The 20,717-nt window shown below is 76.3% G+C and carries 21 protein-coding genes and 1 pseudogene; 14 read left to right on the top strand and 8 right to left on the bottom strand.

Features of this window, described 5'->3' with window-relative positions:
- Nucleotides 1-24 precede the first annotated feature (24 nt).
- Both ACFSJS_RS22105 and ACFSJS_RS22100 read right to left on the bottom strand, forming a co-directional pair.
- Entirely contained in the window at nucleotides 25-1,422 is a 1,398-nt protein-coding gene (locus ACFSJS_RS22105) for a GntP family permease (RefSeq protein WP_380903122.1), read from the bottom strand.
- A gap of 85 nt (nucleotides 1,423-1,507) precedes the next feature.
- Nucleotides 1,508-2,032, bottom strand: coding sequence for a gluconokinase (locus ACFSJS_RS22100; protein WP_380903120.1), 525 nt, complete (start codon nucleotides 2,030-2,032; stop codon nucleotides 1,508-1,510).
- A gap of 128 nt (nucleotides 2,033-2,160) precedes the next feature.
- Between ACFSJS_RS22100 and ACFSJS_RS22095 the strand changes: the two genes are divergently transcribed.
- The 13 genes and pseudogenes from ACFSJS_RS22095 to ACFSJS_RS22035 all read left to right on the top strand — a co-directional run bounded on the left by ACFSJS_RS22095 (nucleotide 2,161) and on the right by ACFSJS_RS22035 (nucleotide 14,631).
- Nucleotides 2,161-2,862: a FadR/GntR family transcriptional regulator gene (locus ACFSJS_RS22095; protein WP_380903118.1), complete on the top strand. Its 702-nt coding sequence runs from the start codon at nucleotides 2,161-2,163 to the stop codon at nucleotides 2,860-2,862.
- Between the two features lie 172 nt (nucleotides 2,863-3,034).
- Nucleotides 3,035-3,796 carry a DeoR/GlpR family DNA-binding transcription regulator gene (locus ACFSJS_RS22090; RefSeq protein ID WP_380903148.1) on the top strand — a complete coding sequence of 254 codons (762 nt, stop codon included), beginning with the start codon at nucleotides 3,035-3,037 and terminating at the stop codon, nucleotides 3,794-3,796.
- Nucleotides 3,793-4,740, top strand: a complete 948-nt coding sequence (pfkB, locus tag ACFSJS_RS22085; protein ID WP_380903116.1) for a 1-phosphofructokinase — start codon at nucleotides 3,793-3,795, stop codon at nucleotides 4,738-4,740. Before ACFSJS_RS22090 ends, pfkB begins: the two co-directional genes overlap by 4 nt.
- A gap of 103 nt (nucleotides 4,741-4,843) precedes the next feature.
- Nucleotides 4,844-6,931 carry a PTS fructose transporter subunit IIABC gene (locus ACFSJS_RS22080; protein WP_380903114.1) on the top strand — a complete coding sequence of 696 codons (2,088 nt, stop codon included), beginning with the start codon at nucleotides 4,844-4,846 and terminating at the stop codon, nucleotides 6,929-6,931.
- A gap of 107 nt (nucleotides 6,932-7,038) precedes the next feature.
- Nucleotides 7,039-7,317 carry an HPr family phosphocarrier protein gene (locus ACFSJS_RS22075; protein WP_380903112.1) on the top strand — a complete coding sequence of 93 codons (279 nt, stop codon included), beginning with the start codon at nucleotides 7,039-7,041 and terminating at the stop codon, nucleotides 7,315-7,317.
- Nucleotides 7,314-9,008, top strand: a complete 1,695-nt coding sequence (locus ACFSJS_RS22070; protein ID WP_380903110.1) for a phosphoenolpyruvate--protein phosphotransferase — start codon at nucleotides 7,314-7,316, stop codon at nucleotides 9,006-9,008. The genes ACFSJS_RS22075 and ACFSJS_RS22070 overlap by 4 nt, the downstream gene beginning before the upstream one ends.
- A gap of 254 nt (nucleotides 9,009-9,262) precedes the next feature.
- Nucleotides 9,263-10,168, top strand: coding sequence for a carbohydrate kinase family protein (locus ACFSJS_RS22065; protein ID WP_380903108.1), 906 nt, complete (start codon nucleotides 9,263-9,265; stop codon nucleotides 10,166-10,168).
- A 327-nt stretch (nucleotides 10,169-10,495) separates the two neighbouring features.
- A pseudogene (locus ACFSJS_RS22060) lies at nucleotides 10,496-10,998 on the top strand (transposase); the annotation flags it as partial.
- Between the two features lie 96 nt (nucleotides 10,999-11,094).
- Nucleotides 11,095-11,679, top strand: a complete 585-nt coding sequence (locus ACFSJS_RS22055) for a TetR family transcriptional regulator (protein WP_380903146.1) — start codon at nucleotides 11,095-11,097, stop codon at nucleotides 11,677-11,679.
- A 56-nt stretch (nucleotides 11,680-11,735) separates the two neighbouring features.
- Complete coding sequence (locus ACFSJS_RS22050; protein ID WP_380903106.1) at nucleotides 11,736-12,446, top strand: VOC family protein; 711 nt, start codon at nucleotides 11,736-11,738, stop codon at nucleotides 12,444-12,446.
- Nucleotides 12,443-12,697: a hypothetical protein gene (locus ACFSJS_RS22045; RefSeq protein WP_380903104.1), complete on the top strand. Its 255-nt coding sequence runs from the start codon at nucleotides 12,443-12,445 to the stop codon at nucleotides 12,695-12,697. The genes ACFSJS_RS22050 and ACFSJS_RS22045 overlap by 4 nt, the downstream gene beginning before the upstream one ends.
- A 244-nt stretch (nucleotides 12,698-12,941) precedes the next feature.
- Complete coding sequence (locus tag ACFSJS_RS22040) at nucleotides 12,942-13,361, top strand: PPOX class F420-dependent oxidoreductase (RefSeq protein WP_380903102.1); 420 nt, start codon at nucleotides 12,942-12,944, stop codon at nucleotides 13,359-13,361.
- Between the two features lie 400 nt (nucleotides 13,362-13,761).
- Nucleotides 13,762-14,631 (top strand): NAD(P)-dependent oxidoreductase, encoded by an 870-nt coding sequence (locus tag ACFSJS_RS22035; protein ID WP_380903100.1) that lies wholly within the window; start codon nucleotides 13,762-13,764, stop codon nucleotides 14,629-14,631.
- On the opposite strand, the gene ACFSJS_RS22030 is transcribed toward ACFSJS_RS22035, so the two are convergent.
- Nucleotides 14,603-15,544: an AraC family transcriptional regulator gene (locus ACFSJS_RS22030; RefSeq protein WP_380903098.1), complete on the bottom strand. Its 942-nt coding sequence runs from the start codon at nucleotides 15,542-15,544 to the stop codon at nucleotides 14,603-14,605. The genes ACFSJS_RS22035 and ACFSJS_RS22030 overlap by 29 nt on opposite strands.
- 180 nt (nucleotides 15,545-15,724) lie before the next feature.
- Between ACFSJS_RS22030 and ACFSJS_RS22025 the strand changes: the two genes are divergently transcribed.
- Nucleotides 15,725-16,033 (top strand): hypothetical protein, encoded by a 309-nt coding sequence (locus ACFSJS_RS22025; protein WP_380903096.1) that lies wholly within the window; start codon nucleotides 15,725-15,727, stop codon nucleotides 16,031-16,033.
- An 82-nt stretch (nucleotides 16,034-16,115) separates the two neighbouring features.
- Here the strand turns inward: ACFSJS_RS22025 and ACFSJS_RS22020 are convergent, their stop codons facing one another.
- The 5 genes from ACFSJS_RS22020 to ACFSJS_RS22000 form a co-directional block, all read right to left on the bottom strand.
- A complete protein-coding gene (locus tag ACFSJS_RS22020) occupies nucleotides 16,116-16,340 on the bottom strand; it encodes a ferredoxin (RefSeq protein WP_380903094.1) in 225 nt (74 codons plus the stop codon).
- Nucleotides 16,337-17,515 (bottom strand): cytochrome P450, encoded by a 1,179-nt coding sequence (locus ACFSJS_RS22015; RefSeq protein ID WP_380903092.1) that lies wholly within the window; start codon nucleotides 17,513-17,515, stop codon nucleotides 16,337-16,339. Before ACFSJS_RS22015 ends, ACFSJS_RS22020 begins: the two co-directional genes overlap by 4 nt.
- 244 nt (nucleotides 17,516-17,759) lie before the next feature.
- Complete coding sequence (locus tag ACFSJS_RS22010) at nucleotides 17,760-18,467, bottom strand: class F sortase (protein ID WP_380903090.1); 708 nt, start codon at nucleotides 18,465-18,467, stop codon at nucleotides 17,760-17,762.
- Between the two features lie 46 nt (nucleotides 18,468-18,513).
- Nucleotides 18,514-18,978 (bottom strand): excalibur calcium-binding domain-containing protein, encoded by a 465-nt coding sequence (locus ACFSJS_RS22005; RefSeq protein WP_380903088.1) that lies wholly within the window; start codon nucleotides 18,976-18,978, stop codon nucleotides 18,514-18,516.
- A 128-nt stretch (nucleotides 18,979-19,106) separates the two neighbouring features.
- Nucleotides 19,107-20,669: an alpha/beta fold hydrolase gene (locus ACFSJS_RS22000; protein WP_380903086.1), complete on the bottom strand. Its 1,563-nt coding sequence runs from the start codon at nucleotides 20,667-20,669 to the stop codon at nucleotides 19,107-19,109.
- Between the last annotated feature and the right edge of the window lie 48 nt (nucleotides 20,670-20,717).

Below are 20,717 nucleotides of genomic sequence, written 5' to 3'. Positions count from 1 at the left end.
GGCCCCGCCCCCGGGAGGCGACCGCTACAGGACCAGGGAGAGCAGCAGCACCAGGGCGCCGCCGACCACCGAGATGACGGTCTCCATGATCGACCAGGTTTTGACCGTCTGGCCGATGTCCAGTCCGAAGTACTCCTTGACGAGCCAGAAGCCGGCGTCGTTGACGTGGCTGAAGAAGAGCGATCCGGCGCCGATGGCCAGGACCAGCAGGGCCGCGTGCGTGGTCGACATGTCGGCCGCCAGGGGCGCCACCAGACCGGCGGCGGAGATGGTGGCGACGGTCGCCGAGCCGGTGGCCAGGCGGATGGCGACCGCGATCAGCCAGGCCAGCAGCATGGCCGGGATCGACCAGTTCTCGGAGAAGTCGAGGATCATGCGGCCCACGCCGGCGTCGATGAGGGTCTGCTTGAAGCCGCCGCCCGCGCCCACGACGAGCAGCACACCGGCGATGGGCGCGAGGGACTTCTCGACGGTGGCGGAGATGCGGGCGCGGGTGAACCCGGCGGCCCGGCCCAGGGTGAGGAAGGCGACGACCACGGCGGCGAGCAGCGCGACCAGCGGGGAGCCGACGACGTCGAAGGTCCGCTGGACGGTGCTCCCGGGGTCGTCCACGACGATGTCGACCAGGGCCTTGGCGAGCATCAGCACGACCGGCAGCAGCACCGTGGCCACGGTGGCGCCGAAACCGGGACGCCGCTCCGGCTCGCCGGCGGAGCGCTGGGGGATCATCCGCTCGGGTGCGGGGACGTCCACCCAGCGGGCGGCGTACCGGGAGAAGACCGGACCGGCGACGACCACGGTCGGCACCGCGACGAGGAGCCCGAGGGCCAGCGTCACGCCGAGGTCGGCGCCGAGTGCGTCGATGGCGACCAGCGGGCCGGGGTGCGGCGGGATGAGACCGTGCATCACGGACAGACCCGCCAGGGCGGGGATGCCGATGCGCATCAGCGAGTAGCCGCCCCGCTGGGCGACCATGAGCACCACCGGGATCAGCAGCACGATGCCGACCTCGAAGAACAGGGGCAGGCCGATCACGGAGGCGATCAGCACCATCGCCCACGGCATGGAGCGGCCGCCCGCCTTCTCCAGGATGGTGTCGACGATCCGGTCGGCACCGCCGGAGTCGGCCAGCAGCTTGCCGAGGATCGCACCGAGGGCGATCAGCACGCCCACCCCGGCCACGGTGGAGCCGAGGCCGCTGCTGAAACTGGAGATCGTCTTGTCCAGCGGGGCGCCCGCGAAGGCGCCCAGGGCCAGGGAGCCGATGGTCAGCGCCAAGAACGCGTGGAGCTTGAACCTGGTGATGAGCAGGACGATGACGGCGATGCCCGCCAGGACGGCGATCCCGAGCTGGGTGTGGCCCGCGGAGGTGATCGGTTCGGCGGCGTCCGCTGCCAGCACCTCGGCGCTGAGTCTGGTCACGGTGGTGTTCCTCGTGGTGGATCGGGGGTGAGGGAGGGGCGGCGCGCCCGCGCGGGGGAGGGGCGCGGGCGCGCCGGGGGTCCGGTTACCCGGCCGACCGGGGCCGGCCGTGGTCGCCGAGGGCCGCGGCGGCCCGTTCGGCGATCTCCTCCGGGCTGCCGGAGACGTCGACGGGGAAGCCGTTCTCGTCCGGCTCCAGGGGCTGGAGCGTGGCGAACTGCGAGTCCAGCAGGGCCGTGGGCATGAAGTGGTCCTCGCGGCGCGCCATCCGCTCCTCGATGAGCCCGCGGTCGCCGGTGAGGTGGACGAAGACCAGCCCCGGCGCGGCGGCTCGCAGCCGGTCCCGGTACCCCCGCTTCAGGGCCGAGCAGCTGACCACTCCGCCGAGCCCCTCCCTGCTCCGCGCCCAGGCGCCGATGGCGTCCAGCCAGGGCCGGCGGTCCTCGTCGGTCAGGGGTGTGCCGGCCGTCATCTTGGCGATGTTGGCGGCGGGGTGGAAGTCGTCGGCCTCCGCGTAGGGAACACCGATCCGGTCCGCGAGCAGGGGGCCGATCGTGGTCTTGCCGGTGCCCGCCACGCCCATGACCACGATGACGTGGGGGGTGCTCATCGCTGCCTCGCTGTCTCCGTCGACATCTGCATGACACGTCACTGAAACTCAAAGGTCAGATGAAATCAAGAGTCGGCGGAAAAATAATCTGACTTTTGGTTCGGGGTGCCCCTGCGTAGGCTGTTGCCATGACCGCAGCGGCCCGGGGACAGCACGCCCGTGTACTGGACACCCTCGGGCTCGCCATCACGGCCGGCGAGCACCCGCCCGGCAGCGTGCTGCGCACCGACGAGCTGGCCGAACGCCTCGGGGTGTCGCGCCCGGTGATGCGCGAGGCGGTCCGCGTGCTGGAGTCGATGCGCCTGGTGGAGTCCCGCCGCCGGGTGGGCGTGACCGTGCGGCCCGCGGAGGAGTGGAACGTCTACGACCCGCAGGTCATCCGGTGGCGCCTGGCCGGCGCCGACCGCCCCCGCCAACTGCGCTCCCTCACCGTGCTGCGCTCGGCGGTCGAACCCGTCGCCGCGGGGCTGGCCGCGCGCAACGCCACCCCCCGGCAGTGCGCCGAGCTCACCGAGTGCGCCCTGGGCATGGTCGCCACCTCCCGCGGCGGGCAGCTGGAGGGGTACCTGGTCCACGACATCGCCTTCCACCGGATCGTCCTGAACGCCTCGGGGAACGAGATGTTCGCGCACCTGGGCGACCTCGTCGCCGAGGTGCTGGCCGGGCGCACCCACCACCAGGTGATGTTCGACGATCCCGATCCGGCCGCCGTCACCCTCCACGTGCAGGTCGCCGAGGCGGTGCGGGAGGGCGACGCGGTCCGCGCCGAGCGGCTGACCCGCGAGATCACGGTGGGCGCCCTCCAGGAGCTGGACGTCCTGGCCCCCTGACGCGCCCCGGCCCGCCGCCGGCGGCCTCCGCCGCCGCCCCGCCGGGCGGGGCGGCGACCGCGCGCGCCCGTTCCTGCCCGAGTGTGTGCCCGAGTGTGTTTACTTCTTGGTCACCGATCCCTAATATGGCGGCACGCCAACAGGACCGGGCATGAAACGGACACGAAACCACATGTATGCAGCCGAGCGTCAGCAGGAGATCCTGCGCCTGGCCCGCGAGAGCGGCCGGGTCGACGTACTGGCCCTGGCCGAGGAGTTCCAGGTGACCGCCGAGACGGTGCGGCGCGACCTGAAGGTCCTCGACCGCGCCGGACTGGTCCGGCGTGTCCACGGAGGCGCCATCCCCGTCGGCCGGCTCGACTTCGAGCCCGACGTCGCCGAGCGCGACGCCGTGGCCGCGGGCGAGAAGGACCGCGTGGCCCGCGCGGCCCTGTCCGAACTGCCCGCCGACGGGAGCGTGATCCTCGACGCGGGCACCACCATCGCCCGCTTCGCCGCGGGCATCCCCGTGGACTCGGTCCTCACCGTCGTCACCCACGCCCTCCCCGTCGCCGCCCGGCTCGCCGACCACCCCGGCATCGCACTCCACCTCGTCGGCGGGAGGGTCCGGCACCGCACCCGCGCCGCCGTCGACTCCTGGGCCCTGCGCGCCTACGGCGAGATCAACGCCGACGTGCTCTTCCTGGCCGCCAACGGCTTCTCGCCCGACGGCGGCCTGACCACCCCCGACCTCGCCGAGGCCGCCGTCAAGCGCGCCGCCGTCGCGGCCGCCCGGCGGGTCGTCCTGCTGGCGGACTCCGGCAAGTTCGGCCGACGGCACTTCGCCCGCTTCGCCGACCTCTCCGACGTCGACCTGCTCGTCACCGACACGGGCCTGGACCCCGACGACGCCCGCGCCATCGAGCGGCAGGGCCCGCGGGTGGTGCGCGCATGATCCTCACCGTCACCCCCAATCCGAGCCTGGACCGCACCTACGAGCTGCCGGCCCTCCGGCGCGGCGCGGTCCTGCGGGCCGGAGCCGAACGGGTCGACCCCGGCGGCAAGGGCGTCAACGTCTCCCGTGCCGTCGCCGCCGCCGGGCACCGGACCGTCGCGGTCCTCCCGCTCGGCGGGCCGGAGGGCGAACTGCTCGCCCGGCTGCTCGGCCGGCACGGCATCGAGGCGGCGGGCGTCCCGGTCGCCGGCTCCACCCGGGTCAACGTCTCCCTGGTCGAACCCGACGGCACGCTCACCAAGGTCAACGCCCCCGGCCCCGACCTCACCCCGGACGAGGCCGAGGCGCTGCTGGAGGCCGTGCGGTCGCGGTCGTCCGGCGCCGACTGGATCGCCTGCTGCGGCAGCCTCCCGCGCGGGCTGCGGCCCGGGTGGTACGCCGAACTGGTCCGCCGCGCCCACCGGGCCGGGGCACGGATCGCCCTGGACACCTCCGGAGCCGCCCTGGCCGCGGCGCTGGAGGAGCGCCCGGACGTGGTCAAACCGAACGCCGCGGAGCTCGCCGAGGCCGTCGGGCGCCCCCTGGCCACCGTCGGCGACGCCGTCAAGGCCGCCGAGGAGCTGCGCGGACGCGGAGCCCGGGCGGTCCTGGCCAGCCTCGGCGCCGACGGCCAGCTCCTGGTCGACGGCGACGGCGCGCACTTCGGCCGCGCCCCGGTCGCCGCGGTGCGCAGCAACGTCGGTGCGGGCGACGCTTCGCTGGCGGGCTTCCTGACCGCCGGGGGCGCCGGCCCCGGGGCGCTCGCGGCGGCCGTCGCCCACGGCGCCGCCGCGGTGCAGCTGCCCGGCAGCGCCATGCCGGCCCCGGCCGATCTGGACCCGGCGGCGGTCACCACCACCGCGGACGTCCCCCTCGACCGCGCCCTGACGGAGCCGGTGCCGTGAGCCCCCGCCACCGCCCGCTTCCGCCGACCCGGCGGGCCCACCGGGGCCCCCACCTCCCGAACCCCGCCGCCCACCGGGCGGTACGCGAGCAAGGAGCCGCGTGATGAGTGAGTTGATCACCGCGGAACTGGTCGACCTCGACCTGTCCGCCGACACCAGGGAAGCGGCCGTGCGGTCGCTCGCCGAGCGGATGGCCGGGGCCGGGCGCGTCACCGACCTCGACGGCCTCCTCGCCGACGTGGCCGCCCGCGAGGCGCAGATGCCGACCGGTCTGGAGGGCGGCATCGCCATCCCGCACTGCCGCAGCGAACACGTCACGGAGCCGACCCTGGCCTTCGGGCGCAGCGGCACCGGCATCGACTTCGGCGCCCCGGACGGCCGCCCCGCCGACCTGGTCTTCCTGATCGCCGCACCGGCCGGAGCGCACTCCGACCACCTGACGATCCTCTCCGCCCTGGCCCGCCGGCTGGCCGACGGCGACTTCACCGCCGCGCTCCGCGGCACCGCCGACGCGGCCGCCACGGCCGCCCTCGTGCGCGGCGACCGGCCGCCCGCCGCGGGAGCCGGGGAGAAGGAGTCCGGCGAGAAGGAGTCCGGGGACGGAACCGCACGGGACGGGGCGCCGGACGGTCCGCCCGAGGGCCGGACCGGGGCACCCGCGCAGGAGCAGGCGCCCGCCGCGCCCTTCCGGATCGTCGCCGTCACCTCCTGCCCGACCGGCATCGCCCACACCTACATGGCCGCCGAGGCCCTGGAGCGAGCCGGGCGTGAGGCGGGCGTCGAGGTGACCGTCGAGACCCAGGGGTCGGCCGGGTTCACCCGGTTGGACCCCGAGGTGGTCGCCGCGGCCGACGGCGTGATCCTCGCGCACGACGTGGAGGTGCGGGAGCGGGCCCGCTTCGCGGGCAAGCCCACCGTCGACGTCGGGGTGAAGGCCGCCGTCAACCGGCCGGCCGAGCTGATCGAGCAGGTGCGGGCCGCGGCGGCCCGGGGCGAGACCGCCCCCGTCGCCGCGCCGTCCGCGGCCGGCGCGGACGGCACCGGCGGCGCGGACGGCCGGGCGGGCGGCGGAGCCGGGCCCGGCGAGGGCTTCGGCTCCCGGCTGCGCCGCTACCTGATGAGCGGCGTCAGCTACATGGTCCCCTTCGTCGCCGCGGGCGGCCTGCTCATCGCCCTGTCCTTCGCGCTCGGCGGCTACGAGATCGCGAACGCCGAGTCCGTGGCCGAGCACTTCGTGTGGACCGAGACCGAGAGCTGGGCCGCCCTGCTCAACCAGATCGGCGGTGCGGCCTTCGGGTTCCTCGTGCCGGTCCTGGCCGGGTACATCGCCTACGGGATGGCCGACCGCCCCGGCCTGGTGCCCGGCTTCGTCGGCGGTGCCGTCGCCGTCACCGTCGAGGCGGGCTTCCTCGGCGGCCTCGTCGCCGGCCTGATCGCGGGCGGGGTGGTGACGGCGATCCAGCGGGTCGGGATCCCGCCGACCCTGCGCGGCATCATGCCCGTCCTGGTGATCCCGCTCCTGGGCTCGGCGGCCGTCGGCTTCCTGATGTTCGTGGTCGTCGGCGAGCCGATCGCCGCCCTCCAGAAGGGGCTCACCGACTGGTTGAGCGGTCTGTCCGGCTCCAACGCGGCCCTCCTGGGCGCCGTGCTCGGCCTGATGATGTGCTTCGACCTGGGCGGCCCCCTCAACAAGGTGGCCTACGCCTTCGCCGTCGGCGGCCTGACCACGCCCACCGACGGCAGCCTGAAGGTGATGGCCGCGGTGATGGCCGCCGGCATGGTGCCGCCGCTGGCGATGGCGCTGGCCACGACGGTGCGCGGCAGGCTGTTCACCCGGGCCGAGCGGGAGAACGGCAAGGCGGCCTGGGTGCTGGGCGCCTCGTTCATCACCGAGGGGGCCATCCCCTTCGCCGCGGCCGATCCGCTGCGGGTCATCCCGTCCGTGATGGCCGGCGGCGCGGTCACCGGCGCCCTGTCCATGGCCTTCGGCTCCACCCTGCGCGCCCCGCACGGCGGCGTCTTCGTGGTGCCGCTGATCGGCGGGCCGCTGCTCTACCTGCTGGCGATCGCCGCCGGCACGGCGGTGGCCACCGCCGCGGTCGTCCTCCTCAAGAGCAGCCGCAGGACGGCGGACGGCGGCGGACGCACCGCCTCCGCGGAGACCGGGCCGACGGCACCGGTGGCCGCCTGAGCCGGTCCGGTCCCGACCCCGCAGGACCCCGGCCGGACGCGCGGACGCCCACCGCCGTGCCCCGCTCGTCCGGCTGCCCTCCCACCACCCCAACGGAAGTGATCCCCATGCCCCAGCGCACCGTCGTCATAGGTTCCGGCAGCGGACTGCACGCCCGCCCGGCCTCGCTGTTCGTCCAGGCCGCCGCCCGCCGGCCGGTCAGGGTGACCATCGCCCGCGAGGGGCAGGCACCGGTCGACGCCCGGAGCCTGCTCTCCGTGCTCGCCCTGGGCGCCGGGCACGGCGACCGGGTGGTGCTGGCCGCCGAGGGGGAGGGAGCCGAGGCCGCCGTCGAGGAACTGGCCGGCCTCCTGGAGAGCGACCTGGACGCGGAGGAGCCGCGGTGACGGGGCCGGCCGCCCGGACGGCGGAGGGCGCGGGGGACGCGGTGCTGACCGGCATCGGGATCGGCGGCGGCAGCGCCGCGGGCCCCGTCGCCCGCATGGCGCCGCCGCCCGCCCTCCCCGCCCCGCGCACCGTCGACCCCGCGCAGGCGCCCGCCGAGGCCGCGGCGGTCCGCCGCGCGCTGCGTGAGACCGCCGCCGACCTGCGGCGGCGCGCCGAAGCCGCCGACGGGGCGGCCGGCGAGGTCCTCTCGGCCCAGGCGCTGATGGCCGACGACCCCGCCCTGGGGGACCGGGCCGAGGCCCTGGTGGCGGAGGGCACCGACGGGGCGCACGCCCTCGCCGCCGCCTTCGGCGAGTTCCGCACCGCCCTGGAGGCGGCGGGCGGCTACTTCGCCGAGCGGGTCGCCGACCTGGACGACCTGCGGGACCGCTCGGTCGCCCGGCTGCTGGGCCTGCCCATGCCCGGCCTCCCCGACCCCGGGCACCCCCACGTCCTGGTCGCCGGCGACCTCGCGCCCGCCGACACCGCCCAGCTGGACCCGGCACGGGTGCTGGCCCTGGTCACCGAGCGGGGCGGGCCCACCAGCCACACCGCCATCCTGGCCAGGACGCTCGGCCTGCCCGCCGTGGTCGGCTGCACGGGCGCCGCCGGCCTGGCCGACGGCCGGGAGGTCCTCGTCGACGGAGCGGCCGGCACCGTCCGGACCGACCCGGACCCCGCAGCCGTCGCCGAGGCGGCCGAACGGGACCGGCGGCGCCGCGAGCGGGCCGCGCGGGCCGCCGGACCCGGCCGCACCGCCGACGGGCACCCGGTGAAGCTGCTGGTCAACCTGGGCGGGCTCGGCGAACTCCCGGACGCGGCGGCGGCCGACAGCGAGGGGGTGGGCCTGTTCCGCACCGAGTTCCTCTTCCTGGACCGCACCGAGGCGCCCGGGCGGGAGGAGCAGACCGCCGCCTACCGCGAGGTCTTCACCGCCTTCGCCGGGCGCCGCGTCGTGGTGCGCACCCTGGACGCCGGGGCCGACAAGCCGCTGCCGTTCGCCACCGCGGCCGACGAGCAGAACCCGGCCCTGGGCGTGCGGGGGCTGCGCACCGCGGCCCGCGACCCGCACCTGCTGGAGACCCAGCTGGCCGCCGTGGCCGAGGCGGCCGACGGCAGCGGTGCCGAGGTGTGGGTGATGGCGCCCATGGTGTCGCTGCCGCGCGAGGCCGCGGAGTTCGCCGGCCGGGTCCGCGCCCACGGCCTGCCGGTGGCGGGCTCCATGGTGGAGGTGCCCGCGGCCGCCCTGCGCGCCGGAGCGCTGGCCCGGGCCTGCGACTTCCTCAGCGTCGGCACCAACGACCTGGCCCAGTACGCCTTCGCCGCCGACCGGACCCTCGGCTCCCTCGCCGAACTGCTGGACCCCTGGCAGCCGGCCCTGCTGGAGCTGGTGGGCACGGCGGCCCGCGAGGGCGCCCGGCACGGCCGCCCGGTCGGCGTGTGCGGCGAGGCGGCGGCCGATCCGTTGCTGGCCCCCGTCCTGGCGGGGCTGGGGGTGACGAGCCTGTCGGCCGCTCCCGGCCGGCTGGGGGAGGTGCGGGCGTCCCTGGCCGCCCGCACGCTCGACGACTGCAGGCGCCTGGCCGGCCTCGCGCTCGGCGCGCCCGACGCCGCCTCGGCCCGTGCGGCGGTCCTGGAGGCGCTCGGCTGACGTCCCGCCGCCCCGCGGCCGCCGGCCGCCACCGCGGAACGCGAAGGGACCCGGAGCACGGGGGGTTGCTCCGGGTCCCTGTGTCGCGCATCCGCGGGGGACGGATTCATGTGCACGCGATACCTTGTCAACGCCCGGGTGGCAGAAAGGTTACGCCCACCGCTTCGGGTGCCGTCCCCGGTGGCGGGACGGCAGCCCCGGCCGGCCCGTGGACCCCGCGCCTCCTTCCGACCCGCCGAGAGGAACGCAGCACCGTGATCGTCGTCGCCGGCGAGGCCCTGATCGACCTGGTACCGCAGACCCGCGGCGACGCCCTGGCGCCGCTGCTGCCCGCACGCGGCGGAGGCCCGTACAACACGGCCGTGGCCCTGGCCCGCCTCGGTTCCGAGGTCGCCTTCTGCTCGCGGCTCTCGACCGACGCCTTCGGCGAGTCGCTGGTCGACCGGCTGCGGCGGGAGGGGGTGGACACCGGGCTGCTCCAGCGCGGGCCGGAGCCCACCACGCTGGCCGTCGCGTCGGTCGGCGCGGACGGTTCGGCCGGGTACCGTTTCTACGCCGAGGGCACCGCCGACCGGCTCTTCCGGGTCCCCGACGGCCTGCCCGCCGCAACCCGGGCGCTGTCGTTCGGCACGTGCTCCCTGGTGCTGGAACCCGGGGCGAGCGCGTACGAGGAGCTGATGCGGCGGGAGGCGGACCGCGGCAGGTTCGTCGCGCTCGACCCCAACGTCCGGGCCGGACTGATCCCGGACGCGGACGCCTACCGCCGGCGGTTCGAGGGCTGGCTGCGGCACGTGACGCTGCTGAAGCTGAGCGAGGAGGACGCCGACTGGCTCGGGGGCGACGAGCGGGCCTGGGCGGAGGCGGGCCCCGCGGCGGTGGTGGTGACCCGGGGCGCGGCCGGGATGACCGTCCTCACCCGGGACGGGGAGGAGTTCTCCGTGCCGGGTGAGGAGGTCGAGGTGGTGGACACGATCGGTGCCGGCGACACGGTGAACGCGGCGCTGCTGCACGCCCTGTCCGAGCGGGGCCTGCTCTCGGCGGACGCGCTGGGCCGGCTGGGGCGGCGCGGGTGGGACGAGGTCCTCGGCTACGCCGCCCGGGCCGCGGCGGTCACCTGCTCCCGGGCCGGAGCCGAGCCCCCCCACGCCCGGGAGCTGTAGGCGGGCCGCAGCCCGGACGGGCTCCCGGCGGCCCGCACCGGGCCCGCCCGGGACGGCCCTGTTCTCGTATGGCCGCGGTGAACGGGCATGTGGCGCCGTGTGGTTGCCCCGCGCTCGTCTCTCCTGGCCGGGCGCCTCGTTGAGCCGAGCGAGTGATCTCGGTCGGGGGTGGGGGCAGGACTGGGAGCCGGAGGACCTGATCGACGTCAAGGCGGGGAACGAGCGGCACCGGGGCGCCATCGACCTGCCGGACGTCCAGGAGTCGCCGGGTTCGACACCGGCTTCGTCGCCGAGTCCACCGGCTCGGCACCACCGTCTTCCGCCACGGTTGTGGACTCGGCCCGCGTGCGGGCTGAAAAAAGGGGGGGCGGACTTGCAGGTCCGAGCCCCGTGGACCGGGGCAGGCCGGGTACCGGGATGCGCATCCCGTCCGACCGGTCCGGACTGCCCCTCGTGGCCGGCATCTCCGGAGCCAGCACCCACGACAGCCAGGAGCTGGGGCCCATGCCGGCCGGCCTCCACACGAGACACGATCCCGACCGGGCCGCGACTGCCGATCCGGCAAGCTCCACGCCGACAAGGCCCACGGCAACCCTGGCCCGCGTCGATGGCTCCGCGGCAAACGCATCGCGGCACCGATCGCCCGCAAGGGCGTCGACTCCAGTGAGCGGTTGGGGCGTCACCGCTGGGTGGTCGAGCGCACGATGGCCCGGCCCACCGGCTACCGACGCCCCTCTCCACGCTATGAGCGCCATTCCCGCAACCACCCGGCCTTTCTCGGGCTGACCGCAGCCATCCTCTGTTCCAAGCGACCGGCCCGCCTCACCACACAGGACACGCTCTTAAGCGGTCAGAGGCCCGGGGAACCCGCCGGGCGCTTGTTCCGGTCCGCGCGGCCGGCGGGCAGGGGCAGGGCGGCCCGCGCCGTGTTCGGCCGTGTGGGGTTCACCGCCGCCGGCATCGAGGCCATCGCCGCCGAGGCGGAGGTGTCCACTCGCACCGTCTACAACCACTTCGCGGGCAAGGAGGAGCTGTTCGCCGCGGTCATCGAGGACAGTTCCACACGGGTCGCCGACGTCCTGGCCGACCTCACCCAGCGGCACCTGGGGCCCGTGGCCGACCCGCACCGCCTTGAGGCGGCCCTGCTCGCCCTGGCCACGGCCTGGAGCAGGCCGCGCGCCGAGTTCGCCGACCACTTCGCCGTGGTGCGCCGGATGCGGGCCGAGGCCGCACACCTGCCGCGCGGCCTGCTCCAGGCGTGGGACCGGTCCGGGCCGCAGCGCACCCAGCGCGAACTCGCCCGCCAACTGCGCCGCCTGGCCGACCTCGGTGTCCTGGAGGTGGAGGATGCGGCGCCGGCGGCCGACCGCTTTCTGCTGCTGACCTCGGGTGCGGTGTCCGAGCGCAGCCACCATGGTGCCGCACCGCTGTCCGCCCCCGCCCGCGCCGCGCTCATCACTGCCGGGGTGCGGGCGTCCCTCCACGGCTACTCGCGCACAGCGGGTTGCTGAAGGAGCGGCGGGTCGGCTATGACGGCAGCGGGTCGAAGCGGCAAGGAGGCAGGCAGTTGGCGGCATCTCACCTCGGGGCGCTGAACGAGTTCTGCTGGATGGACCTCAAGACGCACGACGTGCCGGGTACGGCAGCCTTTTTCTCCGCCGTGCTGGGCTGGCGGTTCGCCGTGGACGAAGGCGACTGGCGCCGCGCGGTCAAGATCTTCGCCGACGGCCGTCGGATCGGCGGTGTGAGCGACCTCAGCTCCCCGGTCTACCCGCCGGGCACTCCCGCGCACATCGCCTACTACCTCGCCGTCGATGACGTCGAGGCCCGCACGGAAGCCGCCACCGCAGCGGGTGCCCGGCTCGTGCTCGCGCCGTTCGACGCCGGGGACCAGGGCCGCATCGCCACACTGGTCGATCCCGTGGGTGCGGCCTTCTCCCTGTGGCAGACACACCCCTCCAACCGGTGGTCCCCGTCGGCGAGCGCACCACAGCGCATGGTCTTGGCCTGCCCCCGTCCTGAGCGGGCCCGCCGCTTCTACCGGGACATGCTCGGCACGGTCCCCGGTTGCGCGGACTTCGTCCGGATGCACGGACCCGGGAGGTGCGCGCCCCGCTGGGAACTCGTCGTCGCCGTTGACGACCCGGACGCCGTGGCCCTCCGCGCACGCGGCCTGGGGTGCGAGATGCCGTACGGAACCGATCACACCGGCCCGGACGACCAGCGCCTGAGCAGCCCGGACGGACTGACGTTCCGCATCCGGGCCGCCGCCTCATGAAGCCGCCGGGCAGGCGGCCGCCCGCAGGCCCGCGCCCGCTCCGGGAGATCCGGCCCGACCTCGTCATCCCCACCGGCAAGCGCAAGGGCAGCAACCCCTCCGTGGCGAGCATCCACCGGGCGCTCGCCGAGCAGGCCAAGCACGGGGCGCACCCCGAAGCCGTCGAGGCCGCGCACGCCGACTTCGCCGCCCTGAACAACGGAGCGGTCCCCGGGTTCCGCACTCGAGCGGAGGCCCTGGGATCACGCTGAGCCACTTGTCCCCTCGCCGTAGCTGTACGAGAACAGGGCCGGGACGGGTGCTCCCGGCGGCCCGCACCGGGCCCGCCCGGGGCGCGGCGTCCGCCGGACCGCCCCTGTACGGGGCCGGTGGCGGCGACGGGCGTGCGGCGTCCGGCGGTGCGCTCCCGCTTCCGGCGCGGGCGGTGTGTGAAGCTGGGCGGAGCCGCGCCGACCGGGCGACCGGCACAGACAGACACGCCGAGGAGGGCCCCCGATGTCGAAGCCACCGCTTCCCGAAGCGGCAGTCGCCATGCTGAAGAAGGCCAATCCGGCCGTCATCACGACCCTGCGGTCCGACGGCCAGCCGGTGTCCGCCGCCACCTGGTACCTCTGGGAGGACGGCCGGGTGCTGGTCAACATGGACGAGGGCCGCAAGCGGCTGGAGCACGTGCGCAACGACCCCCGGGTCACCCTGACCGTGCTGGACGAGGGGAACTGGTACACGCACGTGACCCTCATCGGCCGCATCGCCGAACTCCGCGACGACGAGGGGCTCGCCGACATCGACCGGCTCTCCCGGCACTACCTCGGGGAGGCGTACGCGCGGCGGGACCGCCGCCGGGTCAGCGCCTGGATCGAGATCGAGCGCTGGCACGGCTGGGGCTCCCTGAAGGACAGCAGCCAGTCCGGGTGACGCCACCTCCCCGGGGCGAGCCGGGAGGCGGCTCGGCCGACGGCACGCCAGGAGGCCTGTCGCGGTGCGTGTTCGTCTCCTTCCCGGACGGACGACCGGTCCTTGGGGGAGGGCCCCCGAACGGTCGCGGGACACCGTACGACGTGAGGGGAGCGGCCGTGACGGCGCCCGGAAACCGCCGGCGGCCGGCAGGGGCCGACCCCACGGCGCGGGCCCGTCCCCTCCGGTGCGGACCGGGAGGGGCGGGCCCGCGCCCGTCGTGTGCCGCGCACCGTGCACAGCCGTTCAAGACGGCCCGCCCCCGCCCCGGCTAGAAACGGCCGGAGGCGGCCGGGGAGCCGCCCGGCAGACGCGCACGGCACGGGCCCGACCGGCCCGTGCGACTCGGAGGTGGGACGGCGTGAAGACGGGTTTCGTCGGACTCGGTGTCATGGGGCGGCCCATGGCGCTCAACCTGGTCCGCTCCGGGATGCCGACGGTGGTGTGGAACCGGACCCGGGAGCGGTGCGGACCGCTGGTGGCGGCCGGCGCGCAGGAGGCCGACGGACCGGCGGCCGTGTTCGAGGCGGCCGACGCGGTGGTGCTGATGCTCGCCGACGAGGCCGCCGTCGACGCGGTCCTGGCCCGGGGGACCGCGGAGTTCGCCCGCCGTGTCGCCGGCCGCACCCTCGTGCACATGGGCACGGTCTCCGCCGCCTACTCCGCGGCGCTCCACGACGACGTCACCGCGGCCGGGGGCGCCTACGTCGAGGCGCCGGTCTCCGGGTCGCGCGGGCCCGCCGAGGCGGGCGAACTCGTGGCGATGCTCGCCGGCCGGGACGCCGACGTCGAGCGGGTGCGTCCGCTGCTGGCGCCGATGTGCCGGGAGACCTTCGACTGCGGTGCGGTGCCCGGAGCGCTGCTGATGAAGTTCGCGGTCAACCTCTACCTGATCACGATGGTCACCGGCCTGGCGGAGGCCTTCGCCTTCGCCGGGCGGCGCGGCCTGGACCCCGGACTGCTGGCCGACGTGCTGGACGCGGGCCCCATGGCGTCCTCCGTCTCCCGCGCGAAGGCCCGCAAGCTGGTGGAGGAGGACTTCACCGTGCAGGCGGCGGTCGCCGACGTGCTGAAGAACAACCGCCTGATCGCACAGGCGGCCAGGGAGGCGGGCGCGGCCTCACCGCTGCTGGACGCCTGCCTCGCCCTGTACGGCGAGACCGTCGGGCTGGGGCACGGCGGGGCGGACATGGCCGCGGTCGTCAGGGCGATCCGGGCCCGGTCCCGCTGAGCCCCGGTGCGGGCGGCTGCCGGACCGCCGCCGCCCAGGCCGCGGGGGTCAGCCCGTACGCGCGCTTGAACATCCTCGTCAGATGGCTCTGGTCGGCGAAACCGGCCGCCGCCGCGGCCTCCGCGGGCGGCCGGCCCTGGCGCATCAGCCGCCGGGCGAGGTCGAGCTGCCGCATCGTGCGGAACCGCGTCGGACTGGTGCCGAACGCCGCACGGAACTGACGGGCCACCGACCAGCGGTCGAGCCCGGACACGCGCTCCAGCAGCTCGGCCGGGTGGCGGACGGCCGGATCGTCGGCCAGCAGTTCCCGCACGCGCCGCACGGCGTCCAGGTCCAGGCGCGCCCGCGGCCGGGCGGGAGCCGGCGCGTGCCGCCGCAGCACGTCCGCGATCGCGGAGGTGATCTCGGCGGCCTCGACGTCGCAGAGCGGGGCGTCGATGTCGCTCAGGTACTCGGCGAGCGCGGGATCCACCCCCCGGGCGCGGATCACCGGGTCGGGCACGAAGGGCAGCGGCTGCCCGCCGAGTGCCTCCTGCACCAGCGCCGGATCCAGGTAGAAGATGCGGTAGCCGAAGCCGTCGTCGGTGCCCGCGGCACCGTCGTGGAGCTCGTCCGGGTGCAGGACGTGCCACTCGCCCGGCAGGCAGTGGCGCTTCTCCCCCCGGTAGCGGAAGGTCTGCACGCCCCGGAGCGTCACGCCGATCGCATAGGTGTCGTGCCGGTGCGGCGAGAACGCCTCGCCCACCAGTGCCGCCTCCAGCCGCTCGATGCCGGCGGCTCCGCCGCCGAACCGCAGGCGGCATCCGGGCCTCCCGCGGCCTTCCGCGGCGGCCCCCCGCCCCCGTGCCGACAGGTGGCGGTGCAGTCCCCCGAGGTCGGCGGATCCCTGGTCTCCGGTCGTCGCCCGCAGCACGTGCGCCAGCCTACCGGCGCCCGCCGGGGCGCGGGGCCGTCCGGCGGACCGGTCCGGACCGGGGGGCGGGCCGCTGCGCGGACACCCCGGGCGGCCCGCGTCCCCGCACTTCCCGGCGCCGCTCCCCGGAAGGGGCGAGGGTGGGGCATGGCACCCCGCCGGCCGGTCACACGTCCCTACATGAACGATTCGGCATCCCCACCCCCCACCGACGAGGACGCACGGGTCGCCGGGCGGCTGGTACCGGTCTGGCTGGAGGAGGCGGCCCGCCACGACGAGCGCGCCGCCGCCCGGGCCCGGCAGGACTGGCAGCACGGCCGGCTGTCGCCCGAGGCCGCCCGGGAACTGGCCGACTGGGTCACCGCCCGCGTCACCGACACCGGTTTCAACCAGGACGAGGGCCCCACCCCCGAGGGCCCCGCGCGCATCAGCGTCGCCGACAAGACCGCGCTCCACCGGTGGCTGGAGGCCCAGGGGCACTCCGTGTGAGGCGTCGCCGGCACCCGTCGGGGCGGCGCAGGGGCCGGAAGCGGCATCCGCCGGCTTCCGGCCCGGACGGCTGCGACGGCCGTCACGGCCGGGGACCGACCACCCCCTCGGGCCCGGACACCCGGATGGCCAGCACCGGGCACGAGTCCGCGGCGTCGAGCACCCGCTCCTCCGGGTCGGTCTCGGGAAGCACCGCCTCGGCCCTCGTCCCCTCCAGGACGAACAGGTCGGGGGCGAGGGCGGCGCACATGCCCGAGCCGATGCACGCCTCCCGGTCCACCTCGATGCGCCAGCCCACGGCCGTCACCACCCGATCGGCATGGTCCGCGGCCCGCGGACCAGCATCTGGCTCTTCCACTCCACGTCGCCCGCCGGACGCAGCCCCGGAAGGCGGAACAGCAGGGCGCGCAGCGCCTCCTGGAGCTCGGCCCGGGCCAGCTGGGCGCCCAGGCAGTGGTGCACGCCGTGTCCGAAGCCGATGTGCTGCCGGGGGCGGTCGAAGCGCAGCTCGTCGGGCGCCTCGAAGTGCGAGCCGTCCCGGTTGGCGGCGCCGATCGAGACCAGGACCGGTTCCCCCGCCCGCACCAGGACGCCTCCGACCCGCACGTCCTCGGTGGCGTAGCGGGCGAAGGAGCCGGCCGACCCCAGCGGCACGTACCGCAGGAGCTCCTCCACGGCCGCGGGGATCAGCTCCTCGTTCCCGCGCAGCTCGGCCAGCTTCTCCGGGTGCTCCAGCAGCACCAGGACGAAGTTCGGGATCTGCGTCGCGGTGGTCTCGTGCCCGGCCACCAGGACGGCCGCGCACAGGTCGATCAGCTCCGTCTCGCTGAGGCGGTCCCGCTCGTCGCGCGCCGCGATGAGCGCGCTCATCAGGTCGTCGGCGGGCCGGGCGCGGTGCTGTGCGACGAGTTCGGCCAGGTAGGCGCGCAGCTCCCGGAAGCTGGCCTGGAACTCGTCGTCGGTCAGTCCGCTGGTGGACAGCAGGTCGTCGCTCCAGCGGCGGAAGCGGGGGCGGTCCTCCACGGGCACCCCCAGCAGCTCGCAGATCACCCCGACCGGCAGCGGCAGTGCGAAGTCCTCCACCAGGTCGGCCGGCGGCCCCGCGGCGATCAGGCCGTCCACCAGCTCCTCGGCCAGGGCGCGGATGCGCGGGCGCAGCTCCTCCACCCGGCGCGCGGTGAACGCCTTGGCCACCAGTGTGCGCAGCCGCGTGTGCTCGGGCGGGTCCGTCTGCAGGATGCCGCCGCCGGTGCGGGACTCGCGCAGCCGGGGCTCGTCCCTGTCGAGGGCCGCCGCCGTGGAGAAGCGGCGGTCCCCCAGCACCAGTCTCGCGTCCTCGTAGCGCGTGGCCAGCCAGGCGGGCTCCCCGAACGGCAGCCGGACGCGGACCATGCCCGGCCGCTCCTGCGCCGACCGGTAGGCGTCGTCCAGGCCGATTCCTTCGGGGCTGTTGAAGGGGTAGGGGGTGACGGCAGAGGTCATCGGTTTCCTCTCGGCACGCGGGCGGTGTCCGCACGCCTCGACCGTAGGCAGCCCTCCGACGCCCCCTCAAGGGTGTGTTCCCGGCCATGCCCGCCCGCCGGCGCCGCCTTGGCGCTGCCGTGTCCGGCGGCCGGGCCCGGCCGCTCATCGCATGATCACGTATCCGGTACAGGGTGTGTGCAGATCGGTCCGCGGCCGCTTCCGTCCCCGCCTCCGCTCCGGCCGCGCCGGTGCCGCCGCGGTGTCAGCGCCCCCCGTCCCGCGCCCCTGCCCTCCCCTCCGCCTCCGCGAAGACCACGAGGTTCCCCGAGTAGCGGCCCGCCGCGCGGTCGTAGGTGCCGTCGCAGGTGATCAGACGGAGGGCGGGCCGCCTTCCGGTCCCGCCGTAGACGCGGTCGGCGGGGAAGGCGTCCCGCGGGTGGGCGGCCAGGCGGCGCACGGTGAACGAGACGGACGAGCCGTCGGCGCGGTCGACGTCCACGCGGTCGCCGGGGCGGAGCGCGGCCAGGCGGTGGAAGACGGCCGGCCCGGTGCCGGAGTCGTAGTGGCCGACCAGGACCGCGGGGCCGGGCTCCCCGGGCTCGGGTCCCTCCCGCCACCAGCCGGTGGAGCGGTGACGTCGCGGCGGCAGCAGTTCGCGGCCCCGGCCGACGGCCAGGGGTTCGACGGGAGCCGCCACGCCGATGGCCGGAATGCGCAGGCGCACCGGCTCGGCGGCCTCGCCCGGCCGTCCGGCGGAGGCGTTCGCCCCCGCCCCCGTGTCCGTTGCCGGCCACCGGTCCGGAGCGTGCCGACCTCCCTGCCCCCGGTCGGCGCCCGCCCACGGCAGCCCGGATCCGGGCCGGGACTCCGGGGCGTCCCCGCCGCCCGGCGCGGTCAGGGCCAGCGAGCAGGCGGCGGCGACTCCCGCGGACCGCAGGGCCGCGCGGACGTCGCCGCCGTGCCGGGACACCCACCGGCGCCGGGGCCGCCGGTGCCGCCCCCGGGGCCGGGAGACCTCAGGCTCCCTTCTCCGCGGAGCCGGACGCCCTGCGCCTGCGGCGGGCGAGGACGGCGCCGCCAGCCGCCAGCCCCAGACCGGCCGCCAGGGCGAGGGCGGGCGCCGCGTCGCCCGGGTCGCCGGACGCCCCGCCGCCCCCCGCGTCGACGGCCCCGTGCGGGGCCGGTGCGCCGTCCTCGCCGGTGGCCGGGCCGCCCGGCCTGGCCGTGCCGGACGTCTCACCCGGCCCGTCCGAGCCGGGTGAGGCCCCGCCTCCCGACGGCAGGGCCTCGCAGGCCGCCCCGTCGTCGTCGGCGTCCAGATGGGACGGGTCGCCGGACTCCTGCTCGAAGAAGCGCTGGGCCTCCTGCTCGGTTCGGAAGTCGGCGCAGTCCCTGTCGGTCTGGGCCAGGGCGGCGCCGGCCGCCGGAAGCGGGCCCAGTACCGCCAGGGCGCACGCGGCCGCTGCTGTGCGAAGACGCATGAAAGCCTCCCGCGTCGGTGTGGTGTCGTCTGGACGGAGGTGCCGTCACCTGACTGCCACGGTTGGCTCCCGCCGCGGGACCGGCCACCGGGGTACCGCCGTTCGGGTGACGCGGGACCGGGGCCGTCTCAGCCGTTCGAACGGCATCCGTCCAGGTGCCGCACCACGGACCGCACCGCGCGCTCCACGGCGTCGCGCGCCTCCTCGGTGCGGTCGACGGTCTCGAACCCGTGGTGGGCCCCCGGCACGTCGATCACCTCGACGTCCGCGCCGCACTCCCCGGCGGCGGTCAGGAACTCCCCGACCGTCGCGGCGAGAGCCGGGTGCTCCAGCTCCACCCGGGTCAGCACGATCGGCAGCCGCCCGGCGCCGCGCACCGCCTCCACGGGCCGGAAGCGGGGGTCCGGGGGCGGCCCGGCCGGCAGCGGGGCGAGGAGGGGATAGGTCGCCGCCACGCACCGCAGCCACGGCGGGGGCGCGGCCAGCCAGGGGGCCGAGAGCGGTCCGCCGCCGGAGAAGAACCACAGTGCGACGCGCTCCGCGTCGACGCGCGGATCGGCCCGTACCAGGCCGACCGCCGCGGCGACGTCCTCGGCGGCGCGCGCGTGGTCGCCCGGGCCGTGCAGCCGGTGGTCCAGCGTCACGCCGACGACCCCCAGACCCGCCGCCCGGCGGGCGTAGCCGACGAAGGCGGGCCAGTCCCGCGGTGTGGGCCGCACGCCTGCGGGGAGCGGACCGCCGTGGACGAACACCACCGCCGGCCGGGGGCCGCCGACGGGCGTGCCGCCGGACGCGCGGTCGGAGGGGCCGTCCGGGAGGTGGAGGTCGACGTGTCCGATCCGCTCGCGGCGCCGCTCGGGCACGTCCAGGACGAACGGCTCCAGGTGCGGGGGCCGCTCGACGGCCGAGGCGGCCACCCGGTGGCCCTCGCCCGCCGCGGCGCGGAGCAGTATCCCGGCCAGCTCGCCGGGGCGGGAGAGCATCGGCCAGTGCCCGGTGCCGATCTCGAAGAAGCCCACCCGGGGGTCGGCGAGCGCCGTGAAGCGGGGGTCGCCGAACCCCGCCAGGGCCTCGACCGCGGCGATGCTCGATCCGTTGGCGGTGCACAGCACGCCGGTGCTCGGCAGTTCCAGGGCCGCCCCCGTCAACCGCAGCGGCCGGGTGAGGGTGCGCAGCGGCTGCGGTGCGGCGCGCCGGGACAGCAGTTCCAGGGTCTCGGCGGAGACGCCGGCGGTGCTGCCCCAGCGGTGCCACTCGTCCGGCCGCGGGGGAGGGAGCGGACCGCCGTCCCCGTCCCCGCCGCCCTCTCCGGCACGGCGGGCCGTCCGGCCGCGGAGCCCGGGATCCGGCACCAGGGCGAGGGCCGGTTCGCCGTTCCGGGGCGGGGCCGTGTCCAGGTGGACGATCCCGGCGACCCGCTCCGGGCGCCGGTCGGCCGCGCCGAGCACCGGGTGGACGCCGTAGCCGTGGCCGACGAGCACCACCCGGGGCCCGTCGAGCCGGTCGATCAGCTCCACCACGTCCCGTACGTGCGTCTCCAGGTCCGTGCCGGGACCCGCCTCGCGGCCGCCGTCCATGCCGGTGAGGGAGACCGGGTGCGCCTCGGCCCCCGCCTCCCGCAGCACCCCGGCCACCTCCCGCCACACCCAGCCGCCGGTGTGGGCGCCCGGCACCAGTACGAATGTCGTCATGGCAGTTCTCCTCGCAACCTCTCGCGGTCCTCGGACCCGGACCGGCCG

It is taken from the genome of Streptomyces desertarenae (genome assembly GCF_042681365.1).
In the GTDB taxonomy this organism is placed as follows: domain Bacteria; phylum Actinomycetota; class Actinomycetes; order Streptomycetales; family Streptomycetaceae; genus Streptomyces; species Streptomyces desertarenae.
The sequence above is the reverse complement of the archived record's forward strand: the minus strand, read 5'-3'. Positions and strand labels throughout refer to the sequence as shown.